Below are 13,883 nucleotides of genomic sequence, written 5' to 3' on the forward strand. Positions count from 1 at the left end.
GGCCACTCACTCGGCGGGGGCGGGGGGCAGAGAGCCGGTGGTCTGCGGGGTCCGGGCGCGGCGCGGCGCCCCGACCCTGAGGCGCCGGTCGCTCAGCGATATCATGCCGCCGAGTGCCATGACCAGCGCGCCGCCCCAGATCCAGGGCGTCAGCGGGTTGTGATAGAGCCGGAAGCTCCATCTGCCGTTGACCGGCTCGGCACCCGCCAGGGCCACATAGACGTCGGCGATGCCGTTGGTCCGGATGGCGGCCTCGGTGGTGGTGGTGCCCTGGGCGGGATAGAAGCGGATCTCGGGGCTGAGCTTCGCCACCGCCCGCGCGCCCGGTCCGTCGCCCGACATCAGGCGCAGATCGCCCATGGTGCTGCGGTAATTGGGCCCCGGCTGCTGGGTGACGCCGCGGAATTCGACCACCCGGCCGCCGATCTCGGCGCGCTCGCCGGGGGCGAGCGTCACGGTCTTTTCGGCCTGCCAGATCGACGCGCCGGTGATGCCGAGCACCAGAATGCCGACGCCCAGATGGGCGACCGCCGTGCCCCAGGCGGCGCGCGGCAGATTGCGGGCACGGCGCCAGGCGGTGCCGGCACCCTTCGCGATCTGGATGCGCTCTGCGACATCGGCCAGGCTGGCGGCCACCAGCCAGACGCCGAGCATCAGGCCAAGCGCGCCGAGCGCACCATCGACCGAGATGCCACCGACGAAGAACCCGGCCGCCGCGGCAAGCAGGGCCGCGACCATGGCGAAGCGCAGTCGCTGGAGCACGGCCCCCAGATCGCCACGCTTCCAGGCCAGCGACGGGCCCATACCGGCCACGATCAGCAGCGGCACCGCCAGCGGCACGACCGTGGCATCGAAGAAGGGCGGGCCCACGGTGACCTTGGCGCCGGCGAAGGCATCCAGGAACAGCGGATAGAGCGTGCCGATCAGCACGGTGGCGGCCAGAGCCGACAGCAGCAGGTTGTTGACCACCAGCCCGCTTTCGCGGCTGACCGGGGCGAACAGCCCGCCGGGCTTCAGCGTCGGCGCCCGCCAGGCATAAAGGGTGAGACCGCCGCCCACCACCACGCACATGAAGCCGAGCACGAAGACGCCGCGGGTCGGGTCGCTCGCGAAGGCGTGGACCGAGGTGATGACGCCCGAGCGGACCAGGAAGGTGCCGAGCAGGCTGAGCGAGAAGGTCAGGATCGCGAGCAGGATGGTCCAGGATTTCAGCGTGTCGCGCTTCTCGACCACGATCGCGGAATGCAGAAGGGCGGTGCCGGCCAGCCAGGGCATCAGCGAGGCGTTTTCGACCGGGTCCCAGAACCACCATCCGCCCCAGCCGAGCTCGTAATAGGCCCACCACGAGCCGAGCGCGATACCGATCGTCAGGAACACCCAGGCCGCCAGCGTCCAGGGCCTGACCCAGCGCGCCCAGGCGGCATCGACCTTGCCTTCGATCAGGGCTGCGATTGCGAAGGCGAACGCGATCGAGAAGCCGACATAGCCGAGATAGAGGAAGGGCGGATGGAAGGCGAGGCCGGGGTCCTGGAGCAGCGGGTTGAGGTCGCGCCCCTCTGCCGGCGGCGGCATCAGCCGGTCGAAGGGGTTGGAGGTCAGCAGCATGAACAGCAGGAAGCCGATCGCGATCATGCCCTGGACCGCAAGCACCCGCGCCCTGAGCGAGGGCGGCAGATTGCGGCCGAACAGCGCCACCGCGCCGCCATAGAGGGCCAGGATCGTGGCCCAGAGCAGCAGCGAGCCCTCGTGATTGCCCCAGACGCCGGTGATCTTGTAGAGCAGCGGCTTGGCGGTGTGGGAATTGGCCGCGACCAGCAGCACCGAAAAATCGCTCTGGACGAAGGCGACGGTCAGGGCCGCAAAGGCGCCCAGGATCGACAGCATCTGGGCCATGGCCGCCCCGCGGCCGGCGGCCATCAGCGCCGCATCGCCGCGCGCGGCCCCGATCAGCGGCACCACCGCCTGGACGATGGCCATGGCGAGCGCCAGGACCAGGAGGTAGTGGCCGAGTTCGGCGATCATCAGCTGGGATCCCCGCTGCCGGTCTTCAGAAGCTTCTGGTGGCTGCCTTCGGGCGTGCCTTCGCCGTGCCAGGTGCCGGCACGCTTCATGGCGTCGACCACCTCGGGCGGCATATAGGTCTCGTCATGCTTGGCCAGAACCTGTTCGGCGGTTACGGTGCCGTCGGGTTCCAAGCGGCCTTCGGCGACGATGCCCTGGCCTTCGCGGAACAGATCGGGCAGCAGGCCGTCGTAATGGATGACCAGGGTCTTGGCACCGTCCGAGACGGTGAAGGCGACATTGGTGCCGGGGCCGCGGATCACGCTGCCGGCCTCGACCAGGCCGCCGACCCGAAGCCGGGTGCCGGGTTCTACCTGCTTCGCCTGAATGTCGCTCGGGCTGTAGAAGAACAGCAGATTGTCGCGGAAGGCGCCCAGAACCAGGGCGACCGCCACGGCGACCAGCAGCAGGATGCCGCCCAGCGCATACATCCGGCGACGCTTGCGGTTGAAGCGCCGGGGGGCAGGCGTGCGGGCGGCGGTGCCGCGTCCGGCGGCGGAAGCTTCAGGCGCGGGCGGCATCGTCGGTGGCTCCGTCGGTGCGGGCGGCGGTGCCCGGTGCGGAAGGGGCAGGGCGGCGGCGGCGTGCGCGCCGGTCCAGCCCCAGCGCCTCTAGCCGGGCCAGGCGGGCCTCGGCGCGGCGCAGCGCCACGCGGGCCTGCAGCCACACCCCCGCCAGCACCACAAGGGCGAAGCCGAAGGAGGGCCACACATAGGCGGCATAGCCGCCCATCGCCAGGAAGGTTTCGAGGTCGTTCACCGCCGTCATGTCCTCAACAATGATCGTCGTCCGGCGGGCCCGGCGCGATCTTGCGCAACAGATAGTGTCAGGCCGGGGCCCGCGTCCAGTGCTGCGGCAGGCTTGCGCCGCTATGTCGCGGAAGTTGCGTGACAAAAATCCGCGGGGGTCGGGTCGGTTCCGGTCTTTGGCCTGTTCCGGTTATCTACTGTTCCCGTCACTCGGCGCGGCCGAGCGCCGCCTGCATCTCCAGGCTGCGCGCCCGGCGTTCCAGAAGTTCCGTCCGCGCGCGCAGGCAGACGATCGCCACGAAGATCAGCGTGAAGCCCAGCGCCATCGCCAGCAGCGGCCAGAGCATGGACGGGTGGATCGAGGGCGCATCGAGCTTCGAGATCGTCGCCGGCTGGTGCAGCGTGTTCCACCAGTCGACCGAGAACTTGATGATCGGCAGGTTGACCACACCCACCACCGCCAGGATGGCCGCCGCCTTGGCACCGCGTTCGGGCGCATCGAAGGCGTCGCGCAGCACCATATAGCCCAGATACAGGAAGAACAGCAGCAGCACCGAGGTCAGCCGCGCATCCCAGACCCACCAGGTACCCCACATCGGCTGGCCCCAGAGCGCGCCGGTGACCAGCGCGATGGCGGTGAAGGCGGCCCCCGCCGGCGCGATCGCCTTGGCGGTGACGTCGGCCACGCCGTGGCGCCAGATCAGGTAGACCGCGCTCGACACCGCGAGGCCGGCATAGGAGAACATCGCCATCCACGCCGCCGGCACATGGACATACATGATCCGGAAGCTTTCGCCCTGCTGATAATCGGGCGGCGCCACGAACAGGCCGAGATAGAGCCCGACCAGGATCAGGGCCAGCCCCGCCAGCGCCGCCGGGCGGCGGACGCGGTCGACGATGCGGCCATAGAGGGTGGGATTGGCGTAGCGATGCATCGCGGACGGGACCCCGCCGGCTGAAGGAAGAGATGGAACACGGGTTCCGGAACCCGCACCCGCGAGGAGGTGCACGCCTGGCGGCCGGGCGTCAAGCCTTGCCGGGCCTGCGCGACCATCGGACGCGGTCCGGAACGCCCAAGTGTCGCGCGCAGGCCCCGATCAGTCCAGCCCCGCGCGCAACCCGGCAGCCGCGGCCAGCGGTGCCAGCGCGAGGGCGAGCACCGAGCCTGCGGCAAGCAGCATCAGATGCGGCCCCATGGGCAGGCCGTTCGCCGCCGCTTCGACGGCGCCGACCCCGAAGATCAGCACCGGAACATAGAGCGGCAGCAGCAGCAGCGGCATCAGCGCCGCCCCGCGCCGGGCGCCCAGGGTGAGGGCGGCGCCGATCGCGCCGATCAGCGACAGCGCCGGCGTGCCGAGGGCGAGCGAGGCCATCAGGGCGGGGATGAGCCGCAGCTCCGCCTGCAGCATGATCGCGACCAGCGGTGCCATCAGGATCAGCGGCAGGCCCGTGGTCAGCCAGTGGGCCGCGGTCTTGGCCAGCACCACGACCGCGAGCGGCGCGGGGGAGAGGGCCAGACCTTCGAGCGCCCCGTCATTGCGGTCGGCATCGAACAGCCGGTCGAGCGAGAGCAGCACGGCGAGCAGCGCCGATGCCCAGACCACGCCCGAGGCGATCCGCGCCAGCACCTGCGGGCCGGGGCCCACACCCAGCGGGAAGAGGGTGGCCGCCACCACGAAGAAGGCGAGCACGGCCACGACATCGCCGGACCGGCCGGCGGTGCGAGCCAGATCGCGGATCAGGATGGCGCTGAAGGTGCCGGCCAGGCTCATGGCGCCGCCTCCTCGATGTCGAGCGGCACGGCCCGGTCGTCCAGGCCGAGGGCCAGATGGGTTGCGGTGACGACCATGCCGCCCTGGTCGAGATGATCGCCGATCAGCCGGGCGACCAGGGACTGACCGTCGCGGTCGAGTGCTGTGGTGGGTTCGTCCAGCACCCAGAGCGGACGCCGGGCGAGCAGCAGGCGGGCGAGGGCCAGGCGCCGGCGCTGGCCGGCCGAAAGTACCCGCACCGGCAGCTCGGCCAGATGCGGGATGTCGAGAGCCTCCAGCGCTTCGGCCACCCGTGCCGCCCGCAGCGGCCGCGGCACGCCCAGGATCGCTGCCCAGTGCCTGAGATCGGCGCCGGCTGCGAGTTCGGCGGCGATGCCATCGCGATGGCCCAGATAGTGGAGCCGTTCCCGCCAGGGGATGTCGTGATCCTCGCGATCGACGCCGTTCCAGAGCACCTGCCCCGCATCGGCGCGCACGAAGCCCGCCAGGATGCGCAACAGCGTCGATTTGCCGGCGCCGTTGCGGCCGGTGACGACCAGCGCATGGCCGGCCTCCAGCTCCGCATCCAGGCCGATGAAGATCGGCCGGTCGCCGCGGAAGCATGCCAGCTCTTGCAGCGTCAGCCGGTCTGGGGTCTCATCCAGCGGGTCCGTGGTCACGCGATCCTCATGAAACGGCCTCGGTCGACGGCTTCCGGGCTTGCCTTCGGGGCGCCACAATGCATAGACCAAAGGGCGCTTTGCGAAAAGGCCGGGATCCGATCCAGATGGCAAAGACGACAGGAGGACAGATGGCGGAGCGGACGATCGGCGCATGATCCTGTCCAGCTTCCTCGCGGGCATCGGCATCGGTCTGGTGGTCGCGGCCCCGGTGGGGCCGGCGGCGGTGATGGTGATCGGGCGCAGCCTGGACCGCGGCTGGCGGGTGGGCTTCGTGACCGGCCTGGGCGTCGTGCTGGCCGATCTGGTCTATGCCGGCATCGCCGTGGCGGGGCTCGGCTGGATCGAGCAGATCTATGCCTTCGAGCGGCCCTTGCAGCTGTTTGCGGGCCTGCTGCTGCTGATCATGGGGCTGGTGACCGCGACCGGCGCGCTCAGCCGCGACGGCGGCCAGATCACCGCCTTGCCCAACCCGACCTATCACGGTCGCAACCGGGTGATGGCCGCCTGTTCCGGCTGCATCGCCACTTTCGCGCTCACCATCGTCAACCCGACGGCGGTTGCGGCCTTCCTTGCCCTGTTCGCGACCCTCGGCCGCTTCGCCGAAGACAAGATCCCGCTTCTGGGCGGCATTGCGGCGGGTGGTGCGCTGTGGTGGGCGGGTCTTGCCTGGGGCGCGGCCCATGCCGGCCGCAAACTCGCGCCGCGCTGGCCGATGCGCATCAAGCGCGGCGCCGGTGCCGTGCTGGCGGCGATCGGCGCCGGCGTGCTGGTCTATACCGGGATCGACTACTGGTCCTGACTGGTCCTGACGCTGGCGGACCTGCCCTCAGAAATAGTCGGGATGGCGCTCCATGATCCGGGCGACGGCGCTGAGCGTGCCCGAAAGATGGCCGCGTACCGCCTCTTCCACGCCGGCCGTATCGCCCGCATCGATCCGGTCCAGAATGCGGCCGTGATAGTCCAGAATGCCCTGGGCCTTGCCCGGATCGACCAGGTTCAGTGCGCGAAGCCGGTCGATATGGCCGGACCGTTCGGCGATCATGTACCAGAGATCGGGATGGCCGACGGCGTCGTAGAGCGCCAGATGGAAATGCCGGTCCAGGATGGAGAACCGCTCGATATCCCCATCGGCGAAGGCCTGGCCCTGCAGATGCAGCAGGCGACGGGCATAGGCCGTCAAGTCCGCCGGTGTCTGGTGGCGGGCGATGGTCTTGGCGACCTCGATCTCGATCGCGAGCCGCAGGAACTGGGTCTCGCGGGCATGGGCGATATCGATCTTGGCAACCACCGTGCGCGACTGGGGGAAGATCTCGACCAGCTTCTCCCGTTCCAGCCTCAGGAAGGCGTCCCGCACCGGCGTCTGGCTGACGGCATATTCCTCGGCAAGCTGGGTGCGCGACAGCAGGGCCCCCGGCTTCAGCTCCAGGTCGATGATCCGGCGCCTGAGTGCGGCATAGATGCCCTGCGATGCCAGCGGCCGCCGGTCCAGATCGGCCAGCGTGGCGATGTCGGTGAAGTCGGGCAGGACGGATCGCCTGGGGGACATGGGCGGCGGGCTCCCTGAAGCACTCTCTTCCCGGACCATATCAGATGTTGCGTCAGGGCAACTAATATATTAGTGCTTTTGTCAACGAGGTGATCAAACCCTCGATGCCCAGGGAGGATATGGAATGCGCCCGACGATCACGGCCCTCGCGGGCCTGGTGGCCTGCGCCTTCGCGGCACCGGCCACGGCCGCGACCTACACCATCCAGACGTCGTTCAATGCCGGCGACTTCTCGACCCAGTACCTTACCGAGCACTGGCTGCCCAGGATCGCCGAGATGACCGGCGGCCGGGTGGAAATCGCCCTCACGCCCAACGGGTCGGTGGTGCCGGCCAAGGAGACGCCCCATGCCGTCGGGCTGGGCGTGATCGACGGCGACTGGACCTCGGTCAACTATTTTTCGGGGCTGGAGCCCGCCTTCGCCATCCTGGGCGATCTGATCTCGGGCTACGACACGCCGCAGCAGATGGCCGGTTTCTGCGAAAACGGCCCTGGCGAGGCGGTCTGGCAGAAGGCGCTGGACGAGGTGTCCGACGGCGAGGCGCATCTGGTCGGCTGCGCGCCTTACAGCCGCGAGGCCCTGCCGGCGCGGGTGCCGATCCAGACCTTCGACGATCTGAAGGGCAAGAAGATCCGGGCGCCCGAGGGGCTGGCCTCCGCCGTGTTCCAGGCGGCCGGCGCAAGCCCGGTCTCCATCCCGTTCTCGGAAGTCTATGGTGCGCTTGAAAAGGGCATCGTCGATGCCGCCGACGCCTCGGCCTATGTCAACAATGCCAGCACCGGGCTGAACGACGTCGCGCGCTATCCACTCTATCCCGGCATCCATTCGATGCCGTCGATGCAGCTCTCGTTCAATCGCGAGAAATGGGAAGACCTTTCCGAGGCCGACCGGAAGGCGCTGCGGGACTGGTTCTACATGGCGATGGCCGATCTGACCCGGGTGGTCGCCGAACAGGATGCGGCGCTGGCCGCGAAGGATGCCGCCGCCGGTAAGGTCGAGGTCATCGACTGGGCCCAGGCCGACCGCGACAGGCTGCGCGACGTCGCCCGCATCGAATGGGAGAAGTTCGCCGCCAAGGGTCCGCTCGCCAAGGAGGCCCTGGACGCCAACCTGGCCTATATGAAGCAGATCGGCCTGCTGAAGTGATCGCCGGCCGGTCGCGGTGTCGCCATGGCGGTGCCGCGACCGGCCTGGAGTGGATTCCGTCAGCGGGAGGCCCGATGAGACGGTTCTTCGCCTGCTGCGCCGCGGCCATGGACCGGGTGAGCGTCTTCACCGGCCAGGCCTGTGCGTCGCTGTTCTTCGCCTGCATCGCCCTCTCGGCCCTGGAGGTGGTGATGCGCTACGGCTTCGATCACCCCACAAGCTGGTCAATCGAGGTGACCATGGCGCTCTGCGCCACGGCCTGGGTGCTGTCGGTCGGCTATGTCACCGAGCGCAACCGCCACATCTCGATCACCATGCTCGAAATCCTGGTCGGCCCGAAGCTCTGGCACCGTTTCCGCCTGATCCAGATCCTGGTGTCGATCGGCGCCGTAACCGGCCTGATCCTGGCGATCTGGAGCCCGGCCATGCGGGTGATCGCGCGGCCGGAATATTCCGGCACGGCGCTCAATTCCATCCAGCCCAGCTACCTCAAGGTCGTGCTGCTGGCGGGGTGCGTGCTCTATGTCGCGCAGCTCTTCGCCAACCTGATCCGCTGGTTCCAGGGGACCGAGAAGGAAGACGGCGGTGGGCATTGAGATCATCACCATCCTGATCGTCCTGGGCCTGCTGGCCCTGATGGCGATCGGCATTCCGCTCGGCGTCACCACGCTTACGGTGTCGCTGGTGACGGCGGTGCTCTATTTCGGTGAACGCGCCGGCTTCTTCATCGTTTCGGCCAATGTCACCGAGGTCCTGCACAAATACGAACTGATCGCGGTGCCGTTCTTCGTGTTCATGGCCAATGTGCTGGAACGATCGGGGATCGCGCATACGCTGTTCGAAAGCATGGCGATCCTGGGCGGGCGTTTCCGCGGCTCGGTCGCCGTGCAGACCACGGTGGTGGCCGTTGTCCTGGCCGCGATGAGCGGCATCATGGGCGGCGAAATCGTGATGCTGGGGCTGATCGCCCTGCCGCAGATGCTGCGTCTCGGCTATGACCGCAAGATGTCGATCGGCATCATCTGTGCGGCCGGTGCGCTGGCGACGCTGATCCCGCCCTCGGTGGTGCTGATCGTCTACGGCCTGGCCGCCCAGGTCTCGATCACGAAGCTGTTTGCGGCCTCGGCCGTGCCTGGGCTGCTGCTCGCCTCGCTGTTCATCGCCTATGTGCTGGTGCGGGTGCGGCTCAACCCGTCGCTGGCGCCGATCTACGACATCCCCGAAACCGGCCTGCCCTTCGTGCAGCGCCTGCGCTTTCTGAACGGTGCCATCCTGCCGGCCGTGCTGATCATGGCGGTTCTGGGGGTGATCTACAGCGGCGTCGCCACGGTGACCGAGGCGGCGGCGATCGGTGCGGTCGGATCGCTCGTGGTCGCCGCGGTGCGGGGTGAGCTGTCCTGGACCATGGCCCGCGACGCCATGCGGCGCACGGCACTGACGGTCGGTTCGATCATCTGGCTGGTGCTGGGGGCGGTGTCGCTGATCGGCATCTATAACCGGATCGGCGGCGGCGACTTCCTGCGCGGCATGCTCACCTCGCTCGACATCGCGCCGATCTGGGTGATCGTGGTGATGATGGCGATCGTGATGGTGCTGGGCACCTTCCTTGAATGGATCGCCATCCTGTTCATCACCGTGCCGATCTTCGCCCCCGTGGTTCAGGATCTGGGCTACGACCCGGTCTGGTTCGGCGTGCTGTTCGCGATGAACATCCAGATCTACTACCTGTCGCCGCCCTTCGGTCCGGCCTGTTTCTTTCTGAAATCGGTGGCCCCCAAGGATGTCGAACTGCAGGAGATCTTCGCCGCGGTGATGCCGTTCATCGCCCTGCAGGCGGTAGGCCTGCTGCTGGTGCTGGCCTTCCCCGACATCGCCCTCTGGCTGCCCTCGCTGGTGGAATGAGGAGGCATCGATGCGACCCGACGACCCGATCCAGGATCAGGACGAGGCGGTGACCGCCGCCGATTTCGCCGCGGCCGAGGCGGCCGACGGCTTCGATTTCGGCAACTGGCCGGAAATTGCCGGCGGCCTTGCCGCCGCTGCCCTCACCTGGCTGATTTTCGCCTTTACCGGATGACCCCCATGACCAGGACCTATGACGAGCTGCGCTCGGCGCGCTGGTTCGCGCCCGACAATTTCCGCGGCTTCGGGCACCGCTCCCGAACCCTGCAGATGGGCTATGACGAGCAGGACTGGGCAGGCAAGCCGGTGGTGGCGATCCTGAACACCTGGTCCGACATCAATCCCTGCCATCAGCATTTCAGGCAGCGCGTCGACGACGTGAAGCGCGGCGTGTTCCAGGCCGGCGGCTTTCCGATCGAGCTGCCGGCCCTGTCGGTCAGCGAGAATTACGTCAAGCCGACGACGATGCTCTATCGCAACATGCTGGCGATGGAGACCGAGGAGCTGATCCGCTCCCACCCGGTCGACGGCGTGGTGCTGATGGGCGGCTGCGACAAGACCACCCCCGGCCTGGTGATGGGCGCGATCTCGGCCGGCTTGCCCGCGATCTATCTGCCGGCCGGGCCGATGCTGCGCGGCAATTGGGAAGGGCGCACCCTGGGCTCCGGCTCGGATGCGTTCAAGTACTGGGACGAACGCCGCGCCGGCACCATCACCGAGGCGCAGTGGAAGGGCATGGAGCGGGGCATCGCGCGCTCTTACGGCCATTGCATGACCATGGGCACGGCGTCGACCATGACGGCGATCGCCGAGGCGCTTGGGTTGACGCTGCCGGGGGCCTCGTCCATTCCGGCCGCCGATTCCAACCACATCCGCATGTCGGCCGACTGCGGGCGGCGGATCGTGGGCATGATCTGGGAGGATCTGACCCCGGCCAGGATCCTGACGGCGGCGGCCTTCGACAATGCGGTGACCGTCGCCATGGCCACCGGCTGCTCGACCAATGCGGTGGTGCATCTGATCGCCATGGCCCGGCGGGCCGGGGTCGATCTCACCCTCGACGACCTGGATGCCAAAAGCCGGGTGACCCCGGTGATCGCCAATATCCGCCCGGCCGGATCCACCTATCTGATGGAGGATTTCTTCTATGCGGGCGGCCTGCGGGCGCTGATGGCGCGGCTGGGCGACAGGTTGCATCGCGACTGTCTGACCGTGACCGGGCGCACGCTGGGCGAGGGGATCGAAGGTGCCGAGGTCTGGAACGACGACGTCATCCGCACGGTCGACAACCCGATCTACAACGAGGGGTCGCTCGCGGTGCTGAAGGGCAACCTCGCCCCCGACGGTGCGGTGATCAAGCCGGTGGCCTGCGATCCCAAATTCCTGGTCCATGAAGGGCCGGCCATGGTCTTCGACAGCTATCCCGAGCTGAAGGAAAAGCTGGACGACGAGGATTGGGACATCACCCCCGATGCCGTTCTGGTGCTGCGCAATGCCGGCCCCAAGGGCGGACCGGGCATGCCCGAATGGGGCATGATCCCGATGCCCAGGGCGCTGCTGAAACAGGGCTGCCGCGACATGGTCCGGCTGTCGGATGCCCGGATGTCGGGCACCTCGTTCGGTGCCTGCGTGCTGCATGTGGCGCCGGAATCCTATGTCGGCGGCCCGCTCGCCCTGTTGCGGACCGGCGACATCGTGCGCCTCGACGTGCCCGGCCGCCGGCTGGACATGCTGGTCGATTACGACGAGATCGCCCGGCGCCGGGCGGCCTGGACCCCGCCGCCGCCGCGCTTCCACCGGGGCTGGGGCTGGATGTTCACCAACCACATCCAGCAGGCCGATAAGGGCTGCGATTTCGACTATCTGGAGACGTCCTTCGGGGCGCCCGTCGACGAACCCGTGATCTATTGAAGGCAGGCCGCCAGATGACCGGACATCCGCTGAAGGACGAGACGCGCGTAAAGCTTGCCCGCGTTTCGACCGCCTCGCTCGCGACCGCGCTGTTCAAGCGTGGCCTGCGCAATCAGTTCATCCAGGGCGCCGTGCCAGTGGCCTGGAAGGGGCGGAGCATGGTCGGCCCGGCCTTCACGCTCCGCTACATCCCGGCGCGGGAGGATCGCAACCCGATCACGGTCTTCCGCGATCCGGAGCACAGGCAGCGCGTGGCGGTGGAAACCTGCCCGCCGGGCCATGTGCTGGTGATCGATGCCCGCAAGGATGCCCGTGCCGCCTCGGCCGGCTCGATCCTGGTCACCCGGCTGGAAATGCGCGGCTGCGCCGGCATCGTCACCGATGGCGGCTTCCGCGATGCCGAGGGGATCGGCCGGCTGGACATGCCGGCCTATCACGCCCGCCCCTCGGCCCCCACCAATCTTACTTTGCACGAGGCGATCGAGATCAACGGGCCGATTGCCTGCGGCGATGTCGCGGTCTTCCCCGACGACGTGCTGGTCGGCGATGCCGACGGCGTGATGGTGATCCCGGCCCATCTTGCCGACGAGCTGGCGGCGGAATGCACCGCCATGGAGAGCTATGAGGATTTCGTGCTGGAGCGGGTGAAAGCGGGAGACACGATCATCGGCCTCTACCCTGCGACGAAGCAGGAGAACCTCGACGCTTATGAAGACTGGCGGCGCGACACCGGGGAATGATCCTGGAGGGTGAGCCGCCCTTCATCCATCCGCTCAAAAAAAAGCGGGGCGCGGCCTTGGGCCGGCCCCGCGAGATGGGCTGCGGGAGGATGGATAAGGAAGGCTCACTCAATCATAGACCCGGGCGTCCTCGATAACCTTGCCGTCGCCGGGCAGGGCGCCCGGGGTCACCAGTTCCACCTCGGCCCGGAGATTGGCTGCGGTGCGGAAGGCGTCGGCCAGCCGGCCGGCAAGACCATCGGCACCGGCTTCCGGCACTTCACAGCGCAGGACCGCCGTGTCCCGGCCCTCGGGGTTGGTGACCACCAGCCGGGCGCGCGAGATGCCGCCCACGGCCTTCAGCGCCTGGGCGACCTGCCCCGGATGGACGAACATGCCGCGGATCTTGGTGGTCTGATCAGCCCGGCCCAGCCAGCCGCGCAGGCGCATGCCGGTGCGTCCGCAGGGGCTGGTGCCGGCCATGAAGGCCGACAGGTCGCCCGTTGCGAAGCGGATCAGCGGATAGGTGCTGCTGAAGGTGGTGACGACCACCTCGCCGATCTCGCCCTCGGGCACCGGATCCCCCGTGCCGGGGCGGACGATCTCCACAATCAGATCCTCGTCCAGGATCATGCCTTCAGAGGTCGGGCCCTCATAGGCAATCTGGCCCAGATCCGCCGTGCCGTAAACCTGGCCCACGGTGACGCCGCGCCGCCCCAGTTCCTGACGCAGGGTCTGGGTCAGGGCTTCACCGGTCACGAGCGCCTTGGTGATGGTCACGGCCTGCCCGGCCTCTTCCTGCCGCTCCAGCAGCAGCTTCAGGAAGGAGGGCATGCCGGTGAAGGCGGTGGGCTTCAACTGGGCGATGGCCGCCAGCTGCTGTTCGGTATTGCCGCCACCGGCCGGGATCACCGCGCAGCCGACGGCACGGGCACCGGTGTCGAACATCCAGCCGCCGGGGGTGAAGTGGTAGGCGAGGGTGTTGTGCACCACGTCGCCGGGGCGGAAACCCGCCGCCCAGCAGGCGCGGGCGAAGCGGAACGGATCAGGCCCCGCGCCCTGCGGGTCGTAGATCGGCCCCGGAGACATGAACAGATGGGCAAGCTCGCCCGGTGCCTGGGCATTGAGCCCGCCGAACGGGGGCTCTGCCGCCTGACGGGTGGTCAGTTCGGATTTGCGCAGCACGGGCAGCGTGGCGAGGGCGGCGCGATCCCGAATCGCCGGGGCGTCCACCGCGGCCAGCAGCCGGGCCATGGCCGGAGCCTTGGCCTTGGCGAGGGCGATCTGCGCCGGCAGCCGTGCGAACAGTCCCGCCTCCCGCCGCTCGGGATCCATGGTCTCACGGTCGTCGTAATGGATGCTGTCGGTCATCGTCCTGTACCGGATGCGGGGGCGGCGGGCGCCCGTCGGTGTC

The 13,883-nt window shown here is 68.6% G+C and carries 15 protein-coding genes; 7 read left to right on the forward strand and 8 right to left on the reverse strand.

Translation table 11 applies throughout. From position 1 onward, the window contains the following. Positions 1–6: 6 nt before the first annotated feature. From WI697_RS13095 to ccmA, 6 genes are all read right to left on the reverse strand, one after another. Positions 7–2,022, reverse strand: a complete 2,016-nt coding sequence (locus WI697_RS13095; protein ID WP_345958768.1) for a heme lyase CcmF/NrfE family subunit — start codon at positions 2,020–2,022, stop codon at positions 7–9. Next, positions 2,022–2,582, reverse strand: coding sequence for a cytochrome c maturation protein CcmE (ccmE, locus tag WI697_RS13100; RefSeq protein WP_014746596.1), 561 nt, complete (start codon positions 2,580–2,582; stop codon positions 2,022–2,024). Before ccmE ends, WI697_RS13095 begins: the two co-directional genes overlap by 1 nt. After that, entirely contained in the window at positions 2,566–2,820 is a 255-nt protein-coding gene (gene ccmD, locus WI697_RS13105) for a heme exporter protein CcmD (protein WP_323755106.1), read from the reverse strand. Before ccmD ends, ccmE begins: the two co-directional genes overlap by 17 nt. 196 nt (positions 2,821–3,016) lie before the next feature. Further along, entirely contained in the window at positions 3,017–3,745 is a 729-nt protein-coding gene (locus WI697_RS13110) for a heme ABC transporter permease (RefSeq protein ID WP_062763076.1), read from the reverse strand. Between the two features lie 162 nt (positions 3,746–3,907). Beyond that, on the reverse strand, positions 3,908–4,582 hold the full coding sequence (ccmB, locus tag WI697_RS13115; RefSeq protein WP_345958769.1) for a heme exporter protein CcmB: 675 nt from the start codon (positions 4,580–4,582) through the stop codon (positions 3,908–3,910). Continuing rightward, on the reverse strand, positions 4,579–5,241 hold the full coding sequence (gene ccmA, locus WI697_RS13120) for a heme ABC exporter ATP-binding protein CcmA (protein WP_345958770.1): 663 nt from the start codon (positions 5,239–5,241) through the stop codon (positions 4,579–4,581). The genes ccmB and ccmA overlap by 4 nt, the downstream gene beginning before the upstream one ends. A 154-nt stretch (positions 5,242–5,395) precedes the next feature. Between ccmA and WI697_RS13125 the strand changes: the two genes are divergently transcribed. Continuing rightward, on the forward strand, positions 5,396–6,043 hold the full coding sequence (locus WI697_RS13125; protein WP_014746591.1) for a LysE family translocator: 648 nt from the start codon (positions 5,396–5,398) through the stop codon (positions 6,041–6,043). Positions 6,044–6,070: 27 nt separating this feature from the next. Here WI697_RS13125 and WI697_RS13130 read toward each other — a convergent pair whose 3' ends face one another. Beyond that, positions 6,071–6,790: a GntR family transcriptional regulator gene (locus WI697_RS13130; RefSeq protein WP_345958771.1), complete on the reverse strand. Its 720-nt coding sequence runs from the start codon at positions 6,788–6,790 to the stop codon at positions 6,071–6,073. Positions 6,791–6,914: 124 nt separating this feature from the next. Here WI697_RS13130 and dctP point away from each other — a divergent pair, with 124 nt between their 5' ends. The 6 genes from dctP (at position 6,915) to WI697_RS13160 (ending at position 12,490) form a co-directional block, all read left to right on the forward strand. Next, positions 6,915–7,937 (forward strand): TRAP transporter substrate-binding protein DctP, encoded by a 1,023-nt coding sequence (gene dctP / locus WI697_RS13135; RefSeq protein ID WP_345958772.1) that lies wholly within the window; start codon positions 6,915–6,917, stop codon positions 7,935–7,937. Between the two features lie 74 nt (positions 7,938–8,011). Beyond that, positions 8,012–8,533, forward strand: a complete 522-nt coding sequence (locus tag WI697_RS13140) for a TRAP transporter small permease subunit (RefSeq protein ID WP_345958773.1) — start codon at positions 8,012–8,014, stop codon at positions 8,531–8,533. After that, positions 8,523–9,839, forward strand: coding sequence for a TRAP transporter large permease (locus WI697_RS13145; RefSeq protein WP_062763086.1), 1,317 nt, complete (start codon positions 8,523–8,525; stop codon positions 9,837–9,839). The genes WI697_RS13140 and WI697_RS13145 overlap by 11 nt, the downstream gene beginning before the upstream one ends. 10 nt (positions 9,840–9,849) lie before the next feature. Beyond that, complete coding sequence (locus WI697_RS13150) at positions 9,850–10,014, forward strand: hypothetical protein (RefSeq protein ID WP_345958774.1); 165 nt, start codon at positions 9,850–9,852, stop codon at positions 10,012–10,014. Positions 10,015–10,019: 5 nt separating this feature from the next. Continuing rightward, positions 10,020–11,750, forward strand: coding sequence for an L-arabinonate dehydratase (gene araD / locus WI697_RS13155; protein WP_345958775.1), 1,731 nt, complete (start codon positions 10,020–10,022; stop codon positions 11,748–11,750). Positions 11,751–11,764: 14 nt separating this feature from the next. Further along, positions 11,765–12,490, forward strand: a complete 726-nt coding sequence (locus WI697_RS13160; RefSeq protein WP_345958776.1) for a ribonuclease activity regulator RraA — start codon at positions 11,765–11,767, stop codon at positions 12,488–12,490. A 108-nt stretch (positions 12,491–12,598) separates the two neighbouring features. On the opposite strand, the gene WI697_RS13165 is transcribed toward WI697_RS13160, so the two are convergent. Next, positions 12,599–13,840, reverse strand: a complete 1,242-nt coding sequence (locus WI697_RS13165) for a phenylacetate--CoA ligase family protein (protein ID WP_345958777.1) — start codon at positions 13,838–13,840, stop codon at positions 12,599–12,601. Between the last annotated feature and the right edge of the window lie 43 nt (positions 13,841–13,883).

Source organism: Tistrella mobilis, assembly GCF_039634785.1.
GTDB lineage: Bacteria > Pseudomonadota > Alphaproteobacteria > Tistrellales > Tistrellaceae > Tistrella > Tistrella mobilis.

Excerpts from the sequence above, each read along its gene's own strand:
- WI697_RS13095 (WP_345958768.1), bottom strand. The coding sequence starts at position 2,022 with ATGATCGCCGAACTCGGCCACTACCTCCTGGTCCTGGCGCTCGCCATG.
- ccmE (WP_014746596.1), bottom strand. The coding sequence starts at position 2,582 with ATGCCGCCCGCGCCTGAAGCTTCCGCCGCCGGACGCGGCACCGCCGCC.
- WI697_RS13110 (WP_062763076.1), bottom strand. The coding sequence starts at position 3,745 with ATGCATCGCTACGCCAATCCCACCCTCTATGGCCGCATCGTCGACCGC.
- ccmB (WP_345958769.1), bottom strand. The coding sequence starts at position 4,582 with ATGAGCCTGGCCGGCACCTTCAGCGCCATCCTGATCCGCGATCTGGCT.
- WI697_RS13125 (WP_014746591.1), top strand. The coding sequence starts at position 5,396 with ATGATCCTGTCCAGCTTCCTCGCGGGCATCGGCATCGGTCTGGTGGTC.
- WI697_RS13130 (WP_345958771.1), bottom strand. The coding sequence starts at position 6,790 with ATGTCCCCCAGGCGATCCGTCCTGCCCGACTTCACCGACATCGCCACG.
- dctP (WP_345958772.1), top strand. The coding sequence starts at position 6,915 with ATGCGCCCGACGATCACGGCCCTCGCGGGCCTGGTGGCCTGCGCCTTC.
- WI697_RS13140 (WP_345958773.1), top strand. The coding sequence starts at position 8,012 with ATGAGACGGTTCTTCGCCTGCTGCGCCGCGGCCATGGACCGGGTGAGC.
- WI697_RS13150 (WP_345958774.1), top strand. The coding sequence starts at position 9,850 with ATGCGACCCGACGACCCGATCCAGGATCAGGACGAGGCGGTGACCGCC.
- araD (WP_345958775.1), top strand. The coding sequence starts at position 10,020 with ATGACCAGGACCTATGACGAGCTGCGCTCGGCGCGCTGGTTCGCGCCC.
- WI697_RS13160 (WP_345958776.1), top strand. The coding sequence starts at position 11,765 with ATGACCGGACATCCGCTGAAGGACGAGACGCGCGTAAAGCTTGCCCGC.
- WI697_RS13165 (WP_345958777.1), bottom strand. The coding sequence starts at position 13,840 with ATGACCGACAGCATCCATTACGACGACCGTGAGACCATGGATCCCGAG.